Raw genomic sequence first — 17,478 nt, forward strand, 5'->3', positions numbered from 1 at the left:
CGATCACTCGGGAAGGTACGCCCCTTCACGTGCTCCCCGGGCTCGATCCACAGGTCTTGGGCATGACTCACTTGGTGGGCGTGAGCGGCGTGGTGGCCTCTGCCTCGACCGGTTCCTTCAGCAGCCGTTCGGCGGCCTCACAAACGAGTTCAAGACCATCGGCCGAACATAGTGGCTCAAGCAGGCGAAACAGGTTATGCCGGGACAAGGCCACCGTGCACCCCCTGGAACCGAACAGCCCGTTCACTCCGGACAGTTGCACGGTGGCCTGCCAGGTGAGCAGGACACCGTCACCGGCAGACGGTGCACCCGAGGGAGCAGAACCCGCGCACTCAGCCGCGGAGATCCCCTACCCCATGCAGCAGGACACCATCCCGGACTGCGGACGCTACAGGCCCGTCGTCAGTCCCGACCGCGACGCCAGCTCGGCGGTATCAGCACGTGCCGCCCCGTGAACGACTCCTCGCACGATGAGTTGCCTTCACCGTCAACCAACGCCGTACGGCTGTTCGCCTCCCATTGCAGACCCGCGTCGCAGACATGGCAGTACCCAGCGAACCGCCGATACGGCGGGGGCACCTCGTGCGGTTTTGGCCTACCCATGGAGTCAACCTAGAACAACCATGCGAGCAGTCGCTCCCGAGAGCGCCTGTGAGGTCTTTCGGGTGGGGTTCTGCCCCCGGAGGTTCAGACGCCATTTCACCTGGCGTGGTCTTGCGGCAGTCTGGGTGAGGGCTGCTGCGCTTGTCGAGCAGATGGCGCCGGAAGACCTGTGGAGTTTGTTCCAGCAGGTGGTGCCACCGGCGCCGGTCGCCCGCAGAGTGGAGGGCATCGTCGGCGGGGGGCCGTGAGGTACTGGCCGCGATCATCTTCGCGGCCCCCTCGGGCTGCACCTGGAACCAGCCGCCACCGGGCTTCGGCCTGTCGGGCGTGGCCGCCTTCCGGCGGTTCACCGAGTGGACCGGGGCCGGAGTGCGGGCCAAGCTCCACCGCCTGGTCCTGGAGGGACTCGGAGCCCGGGGCGAGCCGGACTGGTCGCGGTGCGCGATCGACTCCGTCAGCGTCCGGGCACTCAAAGGGGGCAGCCGACGGGACCGCATCCGGCCGGCCGCGGCAAGAAGGGATCGAGAATCCACCTCGTCGTCGACCGTCAGGGCCTGCCCCTGTCGATCGGCATCTCCGCCGCCGACCTCCACGACAGCCAGGCCCTCATCCCCCTGGTCCGTGGCATCCCGCCCATCCGCTCCCGCCGCGGACCACGGCGCAGGCGGCCCGGCAAACTGCACACCGACAAGGGCTACTACTACCGTCACCCGCGAGGCTGGCTCGCGTCCCGTGCTCTCCGGCACCGTCTTGCCCGCAAGGGCGTCGAGTCTTCCCGACACCTGGGCCGGCACCGAGGGCCGCCGCGGGCACGGTCGGCACGGGGAGCACTGCGAACGAAACGGTTCCGAAGAGACGACCCGCCAGAGGGTTCGAGGAGAAGGTGAGGACGATGGTGACAGCGGCGGATGCGCTGGTGGGCCTGGTGGCCTCGGCCAGGCGCTCCATCGCCTCGTTCCGGGTCTGCACCAGCGTCTTGGCCAGCCCCTTCAGCTCACCGCCGATCACCGACTTCAGGCCGGCGCCGAGCTGGGAACCCAGGCTGCGGGAACGCACCGTGAGCCCGAACTCCTCCCCGATGACCTTCGTCACCTCGTGTCCGGGCACGTCGTCGGTGGTCACGACCAGGACCTCCGAGCCCTGCACCGTGCCTCCGCTGTAGTCGTCGATGGGCACGCAACCGCCTTGGAAAGAGAAGGAGATGAACGAGCGAACACCCGCCCAACGACGCCGCTGCGGTTCCGGTTCACTCCCAGCCCCGTTCCGTCGCGCCGGCGTGTTCGTGCGACCCGGCGGAGTGGACGGTGAGTGCTCTCGGGCCGCTCGTGCGCCTCGTGGACCCTGATCAGGTGGCCGACAGCGTCGGGGGTGAGCCGGGCATCCACGGCGTCAGCGGGGCGATCCACCGCGAGGACGGGGGCCGGCATGTGTCCCCGGCTCACCGGCTCCGGATGCGCCAGCTGCCGCAGCAGCCCGCCCTCGCCGGTCAACCGCAGGCCCTCGCTCCGGGCCCGGTCCACCGGCATCGCGAGCAGCTGGTCGTCCGCAACCCGCGGAACCCGAGCCGTCTCAGCGGCCCCGGCCTGTTCCGACTCGGCGGCCCCGTTCACGATGTCCACCGTGCCGGCGCCCTGAGGGAACCGGACGGAGCACGCCGCCATCCTCACCTACGGGATCACCGGCGGGTTCGAGCGAATGAGCGGCGAGTGAGCAGCGAGTGAGTACAGACACGGGCGTCATCAGGCCGCTTTCCGAGACGCTTCGGGAGCATGCCCGGCGGCTCGGGGCGAAGGTCGCCTTCGAGGACCGCCGTACGCGGCTGACCTACCGGGACCTGGAGCGCAGGACCGAGCGGCTGGCCGGCCACCTGGCGCAGGCCGGGCTGGCGCGGGGCGAGCGGGTGGCCGTCCTGCTCGGCAACCGCGTCGAGGCGGTCGAGAGTCTGCTCGCCGTCACCCGGGCGAGCGGGGTGGGCGTACCGCTGGATCCCGGGAGCACGTGGGCGGAGCTGGACCGCCTGCTGGAGGACTGCGGTGCGCGCGTGCTCATCACCGATGAGGCCCGGCTGCGGCGTCGGCGGGGACTGCTGTCGCGTCCCGGGCTGGTCGTGGTGGTGGCCGAGGGCGGCGAGGAGGACGCGGCCCTTTCGCCGTCCGGGGAATCCGGCCAGCCCGCGGACGGGGCCGGGGCGACGGGCGACGTCCTGCGGTACGAGGTGCTGGCGGGTACGGACGGAGGGACTCCCGCCCGGGACGATCTCGGACTGGACGAGGCGGCCTGGCTGCTCTACACCTCCGGGTCCTCCGGCACCCCCAAGGGGGTCCTGTCCACTCAGCGCAACCGCCTGGCGCCGGTCGCGGCGGGCCTCGTCGGCGTCCTCGGCCTGTCGGAACGGGACCGGCTGCTGTGGCCTCTGCCCCTCCACCACGCCATGAGCCAGGTGGTCTGCGTCCTCGGGGTGACCGCGACCGGGGCGAGTGCCGTGCTCCCGCCCCGGTTCTCGGTGGCGGAGGTGCTCGGCGAACTGCGCCGTACGGACGCCCCCTGCACCCTCCTCGGCGGCGTGCCGACGACGTACTCGGCCCTGCTCGACGCCGTCCGGAGCGAGGAGGGCGGGACGGACGACCGCCGGCTCGGGACGCCCGCGCTGCGGGGCTGCGTCAGCGGGGGCGCCTCGGCGGGGCCCGAGTTCCGCAGGTCCTTCGAGACGGTCTGCCGCACCCCCTACCTCGAGCACTACGGCAGCACCGAGGCGGGCCCGGTCACCATGGCGGCGCCGGGCGACACCCCGGCGGCCGGGTCGTGCGGCCGGGTACTGCCCGGCACCCGGGTCCGGGTCGGTGGAGGCGCGGACGGACGGGACACCGGCGAGGGCGAACTGTGGGTGAGCGGGCCCGGGGTCATGGCCGGCTACCACGGCAGGCCGGAGGCCACCGCCGAGGTACTGCGCGACGGCTGGTTCCGCACCGGGGACCTGGCCAGGATCGATGCCTCCGGCGAGCTCGTGATCACCGGCCGGACGAGTGAGCTGATCATCCGGGGCGGGACGAACATCCATCCGTCGGAGGTGGAGGCGGTGCTGCGGCGGCTGCCCGGTGTGGCGGACGCCGCCGTGGCGGGACGCCCGCACCCCGTCCTCGGCGAGGTACCGGTCGGTTATCTGGTCCCCCGGCCGGGCGGTGTGCTGGACCGGGGAGCGATCCTGGCCGCCTGCCGTGCGGAACTGTCCGCCGCCAAGGTGCCGGCCGAGCTGTACGAGGTGGAGGACATCCCCCGTACCGCCTCCGGGAAGGTCCGACGGCACGCCCTGGCCGGCCTGCCCGCACGGACGCTGGGCGCCGCGGCGGCCGGGGAGCCGGCGGCGGACCTGCTGGACCTGGTGCGCAGCGAGGCGGCGGCCGTGCTCGGGCGCACGGCGAGGACGGTGGAACCCGACACGGCACTCCGCGACCTGGGCATGGACTCGCTGGCGGCGACCGTGCTGCGGGAGCGGTTGTCGGCCGCGACCGGTCTCCCGCTCTCCGAGGCCGTCGCCTTCGACTTCCCCACGGCCGCCGCGCTCGCCGCCCACCTTCGTTCGCAAAGCGCCGCCGCGCCGTCCGGCGCCGGGGCCGCGCACCGGGGCGTGGCCCCGGCGGACGACGATCCCGTGGTGATCGTGGGGATGGCCTGCCGCTACCCCGGCGGCGTGAGCTCCCCCGAAGACTTGTGGCGGCTGGTGGCCGACGGGACGGACGCCATCGGTCCGTTCCCCACGGACCGGGGCTGGGACACGGAGGCGCTGTACGACCCGGACCCCGGGCGGCCCGGGCGGACGTATGTGCGCGAGGGCGGCTTCCTGACCGGCGTGGACCGCTTCGATCCCGGTTTCTTCGGCATCTCCCCCCGCGAGGCCGTGGCCATGGACCCGCAGCACCGGTTGCTGCTGGAGGTGGCGTGGGAGGCGTTCGAGCGCGCGGGGATCGTCCCCCGCACGCTGCGCGGCTCGCCGACCGGGGTGTACGTCGGGCTGATGTACAGCGACTACGCCGGCCGTCTGACGGAGACGCCCGAGCACGTCGAGGGCTACCTCGGCATCGGCAGCGCCGGGAGCGTCGCCTCCGGCCGCATCGCCTACACCTTCGGCCTGGAGGGCCCGGCCATCACGGTGGACACGGCCTGCTCCTCGTCGCTGGTCGCCCTGCACCTGGCGGCCCAGGCGCTGCGCCGCGGCGAGTGCTCCTTCGCCCTGGCCGGCGGGGTCACGGTGATGTCGGCACCCTTGTCGTTCGTGGAGTTCAGCCGGCAGCGGGCCCTGTCCCCGGACGGCCGCTGCAAGGCGTTCGGCGCGTCCGCCGACGGCACGGGGTGGGCCGAGGGCGTCGGCATGCTGCTGCTGAGCCGGCTGTCCGAAGCACGCCGCGCCGGGCTTCCGGTGATGGCGGTGGTGCGCGGCTCGGCGGTGAACCAGGACGGGGCGAGCAACGGACTGACGGCACCGCACGGCCCGGCACAGCAGCGGGTGATCCTGCAGGCCCTCGCGGACGCCGGGCTGGCCCCCGGGGACGTCGACGCGGTGGAGGCGCACGGCACCGGTACCCGGCTGGGCGACGTCATCGAGGCGGAGGCGTTCCTGGCGACGTACGGGCGGGCAAAGCGGGAGCGTCCGCTGTGGCTGGGCTCGGTGAAGTCGAACATCGGTCACACGCAGGCCGCCGCCGGGGTGGCGGGCGTGATCAAGACGGTTCAGGCGATGGCACACGGCATGCTGCCGCGTACGCTGCACGCCGACGAACCGACCGGCCGGGTCGACTGGTCGTCGGGGCGGCTGGCGCTGCTGGACCGGGCGGTCGAGTGGCCGAGGACGGGCCGTCCGCGCCGGGCGGGGGTGTCCTCCTTCGGCATCAGCGGTACCAACGCCCATGTGGTGCTCGAAGAGGCGCCGGCGGACCGGGACACCCCGCCGCCGGCCGCCGGGGTGGACGACGGGGCCGGGAACGGTCGCGCCGACGGCGGGACGGCTCCGGTGCCCGTGGCTGGTCCGGTGCCCGTGGCTGTTCCGGTGTCGGCGAGGAGCGGGCCGGGGCTGCGGGCCCAGGCGCGGCGGTTGCACGACCGGGTGGCCGCCGACCCGGACGCGGCCCCGGTGGACATCGGGTACTCGCTGGCCACCACCCGCGCCGCCTTCACGCACCGGGCCGTGGTCGTGGCCCGGGACCGTGCGGAACTGCTCACCTCCCTGCGGGCGGTGGCGGAGGGCTCACCCCTGTCCCGGGTACGGACGGGCACGTCCCGCCGCCGGGGCGCGCTGGCCCTCCTCTTCACCGGCCAGGGAAGCCAGCGCGTCGGCATGGGGCGCGAGTTGTACGAGTCCCGGGGGCTGCATCCGGGCTTCGCCCGGTCGTTCGACGAGTGCTGCTCCCTGCTCGATCCGCTGCTGCCGGTGCCGCTGAGGGACGTCGTGTTCGCCGGCCCGGACACCGGGAAGGGCGCGCTCCTGCACACGACCCGGTTCGCGCAACCGGCGCTCTTCGCCCTGGAGACGGCGCTGTTCCGGCTGCTCGAGGAGTGGGGCGTACGCCCGGATCTGGTGGCAGGGCACTCGGTGGGCGAGGTGACCGCGGCGCATGTCGCCGGAGTGCTGTCCCTCGCGGACGCCTGCACGCTGGTGGCGGCCCGGGGCCGGCTGATGGACGCGCTGCCCCCGGGCGGTGCGATGGCCGCCGTGTCCGCCGGTGCGGACGAGGTGGCCGCCCATCTGGCGAGAACGGGGGGTGCGGTGGAGATCGCCGCCGTCAACGGGCCCGACTCGGTGGTCGTCTCCGGGGACGAGGCGGCGGTGGAGAGGACCGTGGCGCACTTCCGGGAGCGGGGCCGGTCCACGACACCGCTGCGGGTGAGTCACGCCTTCCACTCCGTGCGGATGGAACCGATGCTGGCCGATTTCGCGGAGGTCGTGCGGGGTCTGTCCTTCGCCACGCCGCGGCTTCCCCTGGTCACCGCCGTATCGGGCCGGGCGGCCGGCGACGAGGAGATGCGCTCGCCGGAGTTCTGGGTGGACCACGTCCGGCGCCCGGTCCGCTTCGCCGAAACGGTGGCACATCTCCGGGACCGGGGCGCGGCGCACTACGTCGAGCTGGGTCCGGACGGGGTGCTCACCGGCCTGGTCCGCAGATGCCTCGCCCCGTCCGGACCGGCTCCGGCGGATCCGGGCCGAAACGGAGCGCCCGACGGCGAGCGGCCCCCGGCGCCGCTGGTCCTGCCGGCCCTGCGCGGGGCGCGTCCGGAGGCGGACTCCCTGCTCGACACGGTGGCCGCGCTGCACGCCCACGGCGTGCCCGTGGACTGGCGGGCCGTCTTCGCCGGGCGCGGCGGGCGGCGCGTCACCCTGCCCACGTACGCCTTCCAGCGCCGCCGGTACTGGCTCGACGCCGCCCCGCGGCACCGGTCCGCTCCCCCGCCGGACGCGCCGGCCCATCCGTTCCTGTCGTCCCGTACCCCGACGGCCGACGACGGCGGGCTGCTGCTGAGCGGGCTGCTCTCGGTGCGCGACCGGCCCTGGCTGGCCGACCATGCGGTGGCGGGAGCGGTACTGCTGCCGGGGGCCGCGTTCGTGGAGATGGCCTTGTACGCCGGTGAGTCGGCCGGCGCGCCGGTCCTGGACGAACTCGTCCTGACGGCACCGCTGTCGCTGTCCCCCGACGGCACGGTCGAGCTGCAGGTGAAGGTGTCCGGGCCGGACGGCACGGGGCGGCGGACCGTGGTCTTCCACGCCCGGCCGCACACCCCGGCCGGTGACCGGACGTGGCGGCGGCACGCCTCCGGGACGCTCGTGCCGGAGCAGCGGCCGGCGGACCTCGGCGCGGCCGCCGCCGGGGCCGGCGGTGAGCCCTGGCTACCGCCGGGCGCGGTGCCGCTGCACGCCGGCCGGCCGGACGCCGATCCGTACGAGCGGCTGGCCGGGAGCGGGCTGGGCTACGGTTCCGCCTTCCGTGGTCTGCGCGCGGCCTGGAGGCTCGGGGCCGAGCTGTACGCCGAGGTCGTGCTGCCCGAGGCCGCGGGGGCCGCGTCTCCGCAGGCCGGCGGTCCGGAGTTCGCGCTCCATCCCGCGCTGCTGGACGCGGCGCTGCACGCGCTGGCGCTCGACGGCCGCGTCCCGGAGCCCGGCGGGACGGGCGGCGGTGGGGTGTCCCTGCCGTTCGCCTTCAGCGGGGTGCGGCTGCACACGGCCGGCGCGCGGCGGCTGCGGGTGAGGATCACGCCCGGGCCGGACGGGCGGGCCGGGGTGGAGCTGTCCGACGCGTCGGGCGCGCCGGTGGCGGCGGTACGTTCGCTGACGCTCCGGTCCCTTCCGCGTACCGGACCGGGAACGTCCGCCGCGGTCACCGGGACGCTCCACCGGACGGACTGGGTGCCGCTGGCCGAGCCGGCCGTACCCGCGGCGGTGCCTTCGTGGGGCGTTCTGGGAGCGGCCGGCACCCCGCTGGTGGACGTGCTCGCGCCCGAGGGCTCCGGCGTTCCGGTGTACGCCGCTCCGGAGGCGGACGGTGCGGCCCCGGCCGTCCTCGTGGCACCGTGCCCGCCACCGCCGGGGACGGCCGGTGACACGCGGGACCCGGCGGCGGAGATCCGGTGGGCGGCGGGCTGGGCACTGAAGCTGGTGCAGGGCTGGCTCGCCGACCCGCGCCCGGCGGGTTCCCGTCTCGTCCTCGTCACCTCCGGCGCCGTCGCCCCGGACACCGGTGGTCCGGTGGACGGTGGCACTGGTTCAGAAGACATCGGAACGCCCGGCGCGAGCACGTCCGTACCGGCTCACGCTCCGGTCTGGGGGCTGGTCCGTTCGGCCCTGCGGGAGAACCCGGGCCGTTTCGCCCTGATCGACATGGACGGTCGTCCCGGCTCCTGGCGCCGCCTCCCTGCCCTGCTGGCCGCCGCGGCGCCGGAGATCGCCGTACGACGGGGAACGGCGTACGTACCGAGACTGGTGCCGGTGACCGGGACGGCCGAGGAGCGGCGGCCTGTGCGGCGGCTCGATCCGGAGGGCACCGTCCTGGTCACTGGCGGCACCGGTTCCCTGGGCATGCTCGTGGCGCGGCATCTGGTCGCCGTCCATGGCGTCCGGCATCTGCTGCTCGCCGGGCGGCGCGGAGGGGACGCGCCGGGGGTGAGGGAACTCGTCGCGGAACTGGGCGAGTCGGGTGCCGAGGTGACCGTCCGGGCGTGCGACGTCGCGGACCGGACGGCTCTCGCCGCCCTGCTCGGCTCGGTGCCGGCGGACCGTCCGCTGACCGGCGTGGTGCACGCCGCGGGGGTGCTGGACGACGGCATCGTCCCGGCGCTCACCGCCGGCCGCCTGGAGCGGGTGCTGCGGCCCAAGGCGGACGCCGCCCTCGCCCTGCACGAGCTGACCCGGGGGTGCGACCTGTCCGTGTTCGCGCTGTTCTCCTCGGTGGCGGGTGCCTTCGGCTCCGCCGGTCAGGCCAATTACGCGGCTGCCAATTGCGTGCTGGACGCGCTGGCACAGCACCGCGGGCGGCTCGGTCTGCCCGGTACGTCGATCGTCTGGGGTCCCTGGCGGCAGAACGGGGGCATGACGGCGCACCTCGGCGACGCGGACCTGCGGCGGATGGCCCGCTCGGGGCTGGGCCCGTTGGAGGAGGACGAGGGCCTGGCCCTGTTCGACTCCGCCGTGGCGGGTGACGACCCGGTGGTGGTGGCGGCCCGCCTCGCACCGGGCGCCCCCGGCGACGGCGATCCGGCGGTGGGCCGGTCCCCGGCGCCCGTTTCCGCCGCGGCGGGCGCGGGCGGCGGGGGCGGGGCTCCGCTCGGCCGGCTGCCGGCGGACGCTTCCCCGGGTGAGCGGGACGGATTGCTGCTCACGGAGGTGCGGGCCCTGGCGGCCTCGGTACTGGGCCATCCGGAGGGGGCGGACGCGATCGACGGGGACGAGCTGCTGGCGGACCTGGGGCTCGACTCCCTGGCCGCGGTCGATCTGCGCAACCTGCTCGTGACGTCGACGGGGCTGGCGCTGCCGGCCACGCTGCTGCTGGACTTCCCGACCCCGCGAGCGGTCGCCGCCGAGCTGGCGGAGCGGTACGCCCGGGAGGCGATTCCTCCCGGCACTCCCGGAGGGCCGGCTGCCGTCGGCCGTCCGGACGGCTCCGGACGGCCGGTGGACGACGGTGTTTCCGGCGGCGCCGGGGCTTCCGACGGTGCCGGTGTTTCCGGTCGGCCGGGAGCACCGGCGCGGGCGGCGGGCGGCCCGGACGCCGCAGTCGCTTCGGACGCCTCCCTGGGTGCGCTCTTCCGTACCGCCTGCGCCCGCGGGCGGACGTGGGACGCCATGGCGCTGCTCACCATCGCCGCGCGCCTCCGTCCGGTCTTCGGCACGGCCGACGCGTCCCGTGCGGCGCTCGGCCCCGTCACGCTCGCACCGGGCGGCGCGGGGCCCCGGCTGGTCTGCTTCCCCGCCCTCAGCGTGCTCTCGGGGCCCCAGGAGTACGCGCGCTTCGGCGCCGGGCTGCGGGGTCTGCGACCGGTGTCGGCGGTGCGGCACCCGGGGTTCGCGGCCGGAGAGGCGCTGCCGGCCACTCTGGACGCCCTCGTCACCGCTCAGGCCACCGCCGTCCGTGCGGTCGCGGGTGACGGACCGGTGGTCCTGCTGGGCCGCTCGGCCGGTGGCTGGGTGGCCCAGGCCGTGGCCGAGCGACTGGAGGCCGAAGGCTCCGCCCCGCTCGCCGTCGTCCTGGTGGACACCTACCCCAGCGGTGACGACCGTGGGCAGGCGCTCTCCGCGATGACGTCGGACATGCTGCTCCGGGCCGCGGAGTTCCCCTCGGCCGACCCGGACCGGCTCACCGCCATGGCCGGGTACTTCGAGCTGTTCACCGGCTGGGAGCCCTCGCCGCTCGACTCCCCCACCCTCTTCGTACGGGCCCGGGACCCGCTGCCCGGCGCGGAGCCCGCCCCGGTCTGGAGCCTGCCGCATACCGAAGTCACCGTGCCCGGTGACCACTTCACCGTGCTGGAGGAGCACGCCCGCACCACCGCGCTCGCGGTCCACCACTGGCTGGCCGGTCCCGGCCGACGCCGCCCCGGTGCCCGGCACCGGTCGGGGGACCCCGGGGAGGCGCGGTGATCCCGGTCCGCCCGGTCGTTCGACCGCGGCCGCGCGCGGGTCCGACGGGTTCCGTATCCGGGTGGCCAGGATCGCCTTCCTGACCGGGGGATGGGCGGTCCCGTCGGCGGGCGGTTCAGGGGGTGCGGACGTAGCGCTTGACGGTGTTCAGGGCGACGTCGAGGCGGCGGGCTCAGTCCATGAGGCCGACGCCTGCGTCGAGCAGGGCATGGATCTTGTGCCGGCGTTCGCGCGTGGTCTGTTAGGGATGGTCGGTCTCCGGCCTTGGCTGGGGACGTGCGCGGGTCAGTCGAACTTTGGCGGATCCCCCGCCCTCGGCCCTGCTGGAAGCGAGCAGGTCGGAGTCGGTGCCGGTCTCGATGAGCGTGCCGTTGAAGGCAAGCCGGCCGCCGACGGCTCGGCGGACCGGGCTGACACGTCGTTCCGGGACACGCTCCCCCGTGCAGTGCGGCAACTGCCGGCACGAGGGAGCCGCTGCCGGCCGGCCCTATCCGCCGTGCCCGGCGGCGGTGGGCGCCTGTGAGGCAGTCGCGCCGTCGGCCGGAGGGAGCACCGGGATGTGCACCGGGCGCAGGTCCCGCTGGAGTGAGGGAAGGGTCAGGTGCCACCAGTCGGCGAGGCGGCCGGTGAGGGCGGCCGGGCCTTCCAGCGCCTCGGTGAGGGTGCAGAAGCCGAAGAAGGCGCGGACCAGGGTGCGGGCGGTGGGGGCCGGGTGGACATGGGCGGCCAGTTGTCCTTCTCTGCGGGCCTGGGCGAGCAGCCGCGTGGCTGCGGCCGTCCAGAGGACGAAGGGGTCGGGGAGCCGGACGTTGATCGTGTTGCGCTCTGCCCACAGACGGGCGCCCGCGCGCGTCAGGGGATCCTCGGAGAGGGCGCGGGCGATCTCGTAGCTCAGGATGACGAGGCGGTCCAGCGGCGGCACGGTCCGGTCGTCGTACCGCGCGGCGAGGCCGGGCCAGGTGGCGAAGCCGTCGCGGACGACGGCGAGGGCGATGCCTTCCTTGTTGGTGTAGTGAAAATAGACGGAGCCGCTGGTCCGTCCGGACCGGGCGCATATCTCGTTGACGCTGGTGCCCACGTATCCCTGCCGGGCGAAGAGGCAGGCGGCCGCCTCCAGGAGTGATCTGCGGGTTTCTCTGGCCCGTTCCTGCACAGTCCCGTGTCCCTCTGCTCGTTGGGGAATGAACGACGGAAAATGTAGTGCGCCCGCGTACGCCCGGAGTAAACAAGCGTCAACCGTGCGCCGTCATTGCATTTTCTTTCGAATACGCACACGCGCGAGTGACAAGTGACCCTTCAGGGTCGATTCCCGCTCCGCCGGCCGACGGCGTCGTCGCACGTCGGCGGAGTTCGGGCACCGCAGAGGCAGGACCAAGTTCCTTTTTTCCAGGATGCGTTGACGTCCCGGAAACGCCGGTCCGGGCTCACCGCCAAAGGCGGCTTACACCCTTACCGCGTCGCAGTCGAGCACTCGAAGTAGTGATTGCGCCGCTTTTCGGAGCCAGAATAACGTAGCCGTTGCAATGTTTTCCTTTTGCGGCTGATGCCCCGAAATGCGAATCGTTCCGGTCGAAGGAATCGGCGAGGAACGGCGACGGCCCTGGAGGCCCGTCCCGGGAGGCCGCAGCTCTTCGCTCCGCGGTCCCACGACGCGTGCGACCGCTCGCTCCCAGGAGGCCATCGTGGCACCGACGTCACGCTTTCTCCCGAACTGGCTCCCCGAGGCCATCGTCTTCGACTGCGACGGGACCCTGATGGACACCGAGCGTCACTGGCAGGACGCCCGCACCCGAGCCTTCCGCGAGTTCGGACTGCTGCCGCCACCGGGCTTCGCGGAACGCGCCAAGGGCGTGCACTACGTCGACTGCGGGCGACTCATGGCCCAGGAGACGAACAAGCCGGAACTGGCCCTGGAGTTGACGGCGGCGCTCCTCGGGCACTTCCTGTCCCTCGTCGCGGAAGACCCGCTGACCATGCCGGGCGCCGGCGAGTTCGTACGGCTGTGTGCCCGCTGGGTTCCGCTGGCGGTGGCCAGCAACTGTCCGCTGGAGGTGGTGGACGAGAGCCTCTCCCGCGCCGGACTGCGCCGGTACTTCCGCCACGTCGTCGTGCCCACGGTGATGCCCGGCGAGCCCGGAGCGGAGGAGGCGGCGAAGGCGGTGGCGCAAGGGGAGGAGGGCCGGGTGGTGCGGCCCAAACCGTGGCCCGACGTCTACAGCACGGCGGCGCGCCTGTGCGGCGTCCCTCCAGCGGCCGCCCTCGCCGTAGAGGACTCCCTCACCGGGATCGAGTCGGCGTGGCGCGCGGGTCTGCGGGTGATCGGGGTGGGGCCGCTGCCGAACGGCGGTGACAGCGGGCATGCCGACGTCTGGGTCGCAGGACTGGGCACCGAGGAGGTGCTGGCGTGGGCACGGGAGAGGCTACCGGCCCGGGCCTCGGGCGCCGAACGCGCCGAACGCGCCGACGAGGACCCTACGTCGGCGTAGGGGGCGTCCCTCACACCAGAACGGGGCGTCGATCACGACGGGAGCCGGCAGCAGAGGCGGTGGAGAGCCCTCGTGCCGGTCGTCGCCCTGATCAGCCCCCACAGCGCAGGCCGCCACCGGGATGATGGCCTCCGTCGCCCGGCGGTCACCACTGCGGGAACCGCCGAGCGAGAAGCACCTGTTCTTCACCATCAGCTCCGGGAACCGGGTGAGAAGGGCGATGCCTTCCTCGATGGTCAGCGGGGAGCGGCCCCGTCCGGTGATCGTGGCCATGGCGTCGCGGGGCACGACGCCGCAGAACTCCTCACCGCGTTCGACGCCGGTCAGCAGGTATGCCCGCTGTCCGGGAAGGCGCGTCTCCGGTGTGGCGGTGAAGCGTTCCAGGGCGCCGGGCTCGAAGGACCGGTCGACGAAGCCGGGCGGTCCGCCGCCGTGCAGCGCGGTGCGCGGCATCGTCTCCTCGATGGGGGCGAGTTCGCGGGTGACGGCCAGGACGAACGGCACACGGCCGGCCTCCAGGTCCCGGTCCGCGCCGGCCGCCGTCGGCACGGCGGCACGCAGCGGCTCGAGCAGGGCCGTGAACCTCTCCTCGGTGAGCCGGGACAGCTTCGGGTAGCCGAGGCCTGTGAGGGTGCGGACCCGCCGGTCGAACTCGGCGACCGGGTCGAAGGACGTCATGCGGATTCCTTCCGTTCGGTGAGGACGAGCCGGTACGCGTGGATGGCGCGCTGCCGGCGCAGCATGTGTGCCTCGAGTCATACGCCGAGCCCTCTGCCGCGGTGGGCGGGGACCACGGCGGTGTCGTACTGCCGGGCGCTGCCGTCGCTCTCGTCGCCGTGGACGGCGGCGACGGTCAGCAGGGTGTCACCCCGCGTCCGGCCACGACCGCCGCCATGGCACGCACCCGCTCGGCGTCCCAGGACACGGTGCCGTGGCCGAGGCCGCCGGTGGGCGGGACACCGGGCAGGTCCTCGGCCGACGACGCGGTGACACCCCCTCTCACCGGGGCTCGAGGCCGGAGGCGCATCAGGTGACCTGGCCGGTGGTCGCCGCTGTGTCGGCGGCCTGGGGAGCGGTCGGTTTCGCGGCGGCAGGCGGCGTGCGGTAGGCGCGGAGGGGCGCGTTGACCGCGGCCACGGCGGCGATCGCCAGGGCGGCGGACAGTCCGCCGATGACCAGGGAGAAGGAGGCGGAGGTGGCCGACGCCAACAGGCCGCCACGGAAGTTGCCGAGTTCGGGGCCCGCGACACCGATGACGTGTTCCACCGAGGAGACCCGCCCCCGGTACACGTCCGGGGTCTCCAGTTGGACCAGGGCACCGCGGGTGACGACGGACACGGTGTCGGCGGCGCCCGCCACGGCCAGGCATCCGAGCGCCGGCCACAACTGCCCCGACAGGCCGAAGCAGGCCAGCGCCAGGCCCCAGACACCGGCTGCGGACAACTGGACCAGGCCGCCACGGCGCCAGCGCGTCACCGTGCCGGAGAGCAGACCGGCCGTGATCCCCCCGACCGCGACGGCCGAGAGGAACAGGCCGAGGGTCTGCGGGTTTCCCCCGAAGCGGATCTCGTTGACCAGCGGGAAGAGCGCGACGGGCATGGCGAGCAGCGTTGCGGAGAGGTCGGTGGCCATCGAGCCCCACAGCGTCGGGCGGCGCAGGACGATCCGCCAGCCGCCACGCTCCGCCCGCCGCCTGCCGCCTTCTGCGTCGGCGCCTTCGGGCCGCATGGCGGGCAGACGGATCATCGCGAGCACCGAGACGGCCATGGCCACGGCCTGGGCTGCGTAGGCGGCAGGGAAACCCCCGTGGGCGATGATCAGTCCGGCCATCGCGGGACCCGCCAGCATCGCCGCCTGGAACGAGACGTTGGTCAACGCAAGACCGGCCGCGACCTGGTCGCCCGGCAGCAGCCGGACCGGGAAGGTGCGCCGGGCAGGAGCTCCGAGGGCACCGCAGCTCGTCCCCATGGCCACCAGGGCGAGCAGCAGCAGCACGTTGCGGTTGTCCGCCAGGGCCTGGGCACACAGCCCTGCGGCGGCCAGCAGCTGGCCTGCGGTGGTGGCCCGCACCACCGCACGGCGGTCGGCGGTGTCGGCCAACGTGCCGCCGAGCAGCCCGAACAGCACCATCGGCAGGCCGGTGGCGAGCCCGATGGCACCGGTGCCCACCGGGCTGCCGGTCAGGTCCCAGACCTGGGCCAGCACCGCCACGTTGGCTATCTGTCCACCGGCTTGGGAGAACGAGGTGCCGATCCACAGGTCGCGGAACGGCTGACTGGTCCGCAGCGGCCGGGTGTCGAGGAACCGGACACGGACACGCCCTCTCATCGCGGTGGCCCGGCAAGGTGGTCGAGGATCCGCTGCCGCATCGGCCGGCGTTCCAGCGCCCGCCGTACATCCTCGACGACGGTGGTCATCGCGTACGGGACCTCGCCGTCCAGCTCGGCGACGGTCTCGTGGGTGGCGCGCCACTCCGCCTCCAGGAACGGCACCAGCGACCGGCCGCGCTCGGTCAGGTCGATCCGCCGGGTGCGGGCGTCAGGACCAGGCTCGGAGGTGACCAGACCCTCCTTGCGCATGGCGGTGACGGTCTGGCTGATCGCGGAGTGCGAGCGGCCCAGGGACTCCGCGAGCTCGCGGATGGTCAGTGGTCCGGTGTGGGCGAGCCGGATCAGCGGATAGGCGAACCGGGGCCGTACCCCCTCGATGCCACGCTCGACGTAGACCTGCTCGATCTCGGCGTCCATGGATGCCAGAAGCTCGTGCAGGGAGCGCCAGGGATCGGGCAGCGCTGTGGGATCCGAAGATGTCATAGCGCTAATATAACAGCGCTGCGACAATCGGGGCCCGTGCTCGGAACGGGCGACGGCGACTTCGACCCCATCCACGGGGGACCCGTGTCCCGGGGATGACCGCCGGCGTCGCCGGGCTCCTCACGTGCGATCACGCGGCTGACCGCGTTCCGCTCGCCTCGCGGCCTCGTGCACGACACCGGCCTCTCGCCAGGTCAAAGCCCACCACTTCTGTCAGGAGCCCTTACAGCGGTTCGGCGATCTTGCGGGGATCGGCGGACGTGATCAGTTCGATGAACCGCCGGGCCTGTTCCTCGGCCGGTTCGTGCCGGGTGACGGGCAGATCGAAGGCGAAGTCGGGGCCGTGCGCCCGTGTGTCCCGGCGGCTGAAGTACACCTCCACCCCTTCGGGCACCGTACGCCGGAGCTCCACCTGGTCCACCGTGCAATCCCACCGCTCGAACCAGCTGCTGCCCGCGAGTTCCTGGGTCACCAGCCGGGCGATGGTGTCCACGGGCTCTTCCCAGGCGGTGTCCGCAACGGCACGTGCCAGTTCGGCGTCGTACTGAACTGCGTCGAAGTGGACATCCGCGGGTACGGGGATCCGGATGTCGTTCGTGTTCTGCCAGGACGACCACACCACCCGGCCGCCCTGGCGGTGGATGGTGACGAAGATTCCTCCGCAGCATCCGGTGCAGCAGTCGTTGTTGGACAGCTCGATCCGGCGAGGTTCCTTCAGCGCCGTCAACGGCCACTCCTCGGCCGGCCCGAACCACTCCCGGCGTGAGCAGCTCGCCACCCCTTCGGGATGGATCTCTCCGAGCACATCCCGGCCATCGATCAGTGGGCGCATCTCCGCCCACTGCTCTGTCGCGAGAGGGTGCGGTATCGCATGCCTCAGCGTGAGCGTACTGATACGTGTAGGTGGGTTCACGCCATCAATGCTCGCTGACGACGGCGTGCACGGAAAGCGCTTATCGAACGGGCCGTCAACCGGCTCAAGCACTACCGGGCGGTGGTCACTCCATACGACATGCGCCGCCACGTCTGCCTCGGCACCGCCACCGCCGCAGCCCATCACCGGCTGACTCTGAGCATGACCGACCCGGCCGGGTGATCACGTGGCTGCCGTCGTGGCGGCCTGTTCGTCGTGTTCGCGCAGCATCCGCACGACGGTGGCGGGTGAGGGGCCGGTCTTTCTTCGCGCCCGTGGTGACGACGAGCCGCGTGGCGGTGTCGCGCAGGCTCGTCTCGTGGTGACGCGGGTGGAGATCCTCTCCGAGAAGACGTGTGTCGCTCCGGCCTCGGTGAGGGAGTCCTGCTGTGCGTCGAGGGACTGCCTGGCGGTCGAGGCGCGGCGGACGATGCGGTACTGGATCGCCACCTCGTCCTTGCCGATCCGGCACGGGGAGCCCGCAGGGCCGGCGCGGATGGACATCGGGCGGTCGTGCGATCCCACACGCTTGAAGTCGTCGCTCAC

Annotated in this window: 10 protein-coding genes and 2 pseudogenes; 3 read left to right on the top strand and 9 right to left on the bottom strand. The window is 73.5% G+C overall.

Features of this window, described 5'->3' with window-relative positions:
• Nucleotides 1-67: 67 nt before the first annotated feature.
• Nucleotides 68-247: a hypothetical protein gene (locus ACFYOJ_RS32675; protein WP_356557616.1), complete on the bottom strand. Its 180-nt coding sequence runs from the start codon at nt 245-247 to the stop codon at nt 68-70.
• Nucleotides 248-755: 508 nt separating this feature from the next.
• Between ACFYOJ_RS32675 and ACFYOJ_RS32680 the strand changes: the two are divergent.
• Nucleotides 756-1,400: pseudogene (locus ACFYOJ_RS32680) on the top strand (IS5 family transposase); the annotation flags it as partial.
• An 88-nt stretch (nt 1,401-1,488) separates the two neighbouring features.
• On the opposite strand, the pseudogene ACFYOJ_RS32685 reads toward ACFYOJ_RS32680, so the two are convergent.
• Nucleotides 1,489-1,779, bottom strand: a pseudogene (locus ACFYOJ_RS32685) (heavy metal-binding domain-containing protein); the annotation flags it as partial.
• A 541-nt stretch (nt 1,780-2,320) separates the two neighbouring features.
• On the opposite strand from ACFYOJ_RS32685, the gene ACFYOJ_RS32690 reads away from it, so the two are divergent.
• Nucleotides 2,321-10,720 (top strand): type I polyketide synthase, encoded by an 8,400-nt coding sequence (locus ACFYOJ_RS32690; protein ID WP_356557617.1) that lies wholly within the window; start codon nt 2,321-2,323, stop codon nt 10,718-10,720.
• A 487-nt stretch (nt 10,721-11,207) separates the two neighbouring features.
• Here the strand turns inward: ACFYOJ_RS32690 and ACFYOJ_RS32695 are convergent, their stop codons facing one another.
• The gene (locus ACFYOJ_RS32695; protein WP_356557618.1) at nt 11,208-11,873 is read right to left on the bottom strand and encodes a ScbR family autoregulator-binding transcription factor; all 666 of its coding nucleotides are present in this window, start codon (nt 11,871-11,873) and stop codon (nt 11,208-11,210) included.
• A gap of 529 nt (nt 11,874-12,402) precedes the next feature.
• On the opposite strand from ACFYOJ_RS32695, the gene ACFYOJ_RS32700 reads away from it, so the two are divergent.
• The gene (locus ACFYOJ_RS32700; protein WP_356557619.1) at nt 12,403-13,206 is read left to right on the top strand and encodes an HAD family phosphatase; all 804 of its coding nucleotides are present in this window, start codon (nt 12,403-12,405) and stop codon (nt 13,204-13,206) included.
• On the opposite strand, the gene ACFYOJ_RS32705 is transcribed toward ACFYOJ_RS32700, so the two are convergent.
• The 6 genes from ACFYOJ_RS32705 to ACFYOJ_RS32730 all read right to left on the bottom strand — a co-directional run bounded on the left by ACFYOJ_RS32705 (nt 13,141) and on the right by ACFYOJ_RS32730 (nt 17,478).
• A complete protein-coding gene (locus tag ACFYOJ_RS32705) occupies nt 13,141-13,884 on the bottom strand; it encodes a DUF5701 family protein (protein WP_356557620.1) in 744 nt (247 codons plus the stop codon). The two genes, ACFYOJ_RS32700 and ACFYOJ_RS32705, sit on opposite strands and share 66 nt — an antisense overlap.
• 175 nt (nt 13,885-14,059) lie before the next feature.
• Nucleotides 14,060-14,209: a hypothetical protein gene (locus tag ACFYOJ_RS32710; RefSeq protein ID WP_356557621.1), complete on the bottom strand. Its 150-nt coding sequence runs from the start codon at nt 14,207-14,209 to the stop codon at nt 14,060-14,062.
• A gap of 23 nt (nt 14,210-14,232) precedes the next feature.
• On the bottom strand, nt 14,233-15,534 hold the full coding sequence (locus tag ACFYOJ_RS32715; RefSeq protein ID WP_356557622.1) for an MFS transporter: 1,302 nt from the start codon (nt 15,532-15,534) through the stop codon (nt 14,233-14,235).
• Nucleotides 15,531-16,019: a MarR family transcriptional regulator gene (locus ACFYOJ_RS32720; protein WP_356557623.1), complete on the bottom strand. Its 489-nt coding sequence runs from the start codon at nt 16,017-16,019 to the stop codon at nt 15,531-15,533. The genes ACFYOJ_RS32715 and ACFYOJ_RS32720 overlap by 4 nt, the downstream gene beginning before the upstream one ends.
• 223 nt (nt 16,020-16,242) lie before the next feature.
• Nucleotides 16,243-16,746 carry a hypothetical protein gene (locus tag ACFYOJ_RS32725; protein WP_356557625.1) on the bottom strand — a complete coding sequence of 168 codons (504 nt, stop codon included), beginning with the start codon at nt 16,744-16,746 and terminating at the stop codon, nt 16,243-16,245.
• 369 nt (nt 16,747-17,115) lie between these two features.
• Entirely contained in the window at nt 17,116-17,478 is a 363-nt protein-coding gene (locus ACFYOJ_RS32730; RefSeq protein ID WP_356557627.1) for a hypothetical protein, read from the bottom strand.

Source organism: Streptomyces sp. NPDC006384, assembly GCF_042870695.1.
Classification (GTDB): domain Bacteria; phylum Actinomycetota; class Actinomycetes; order Streptomycetales; family Streptomycetaceae; genus Streptomyces.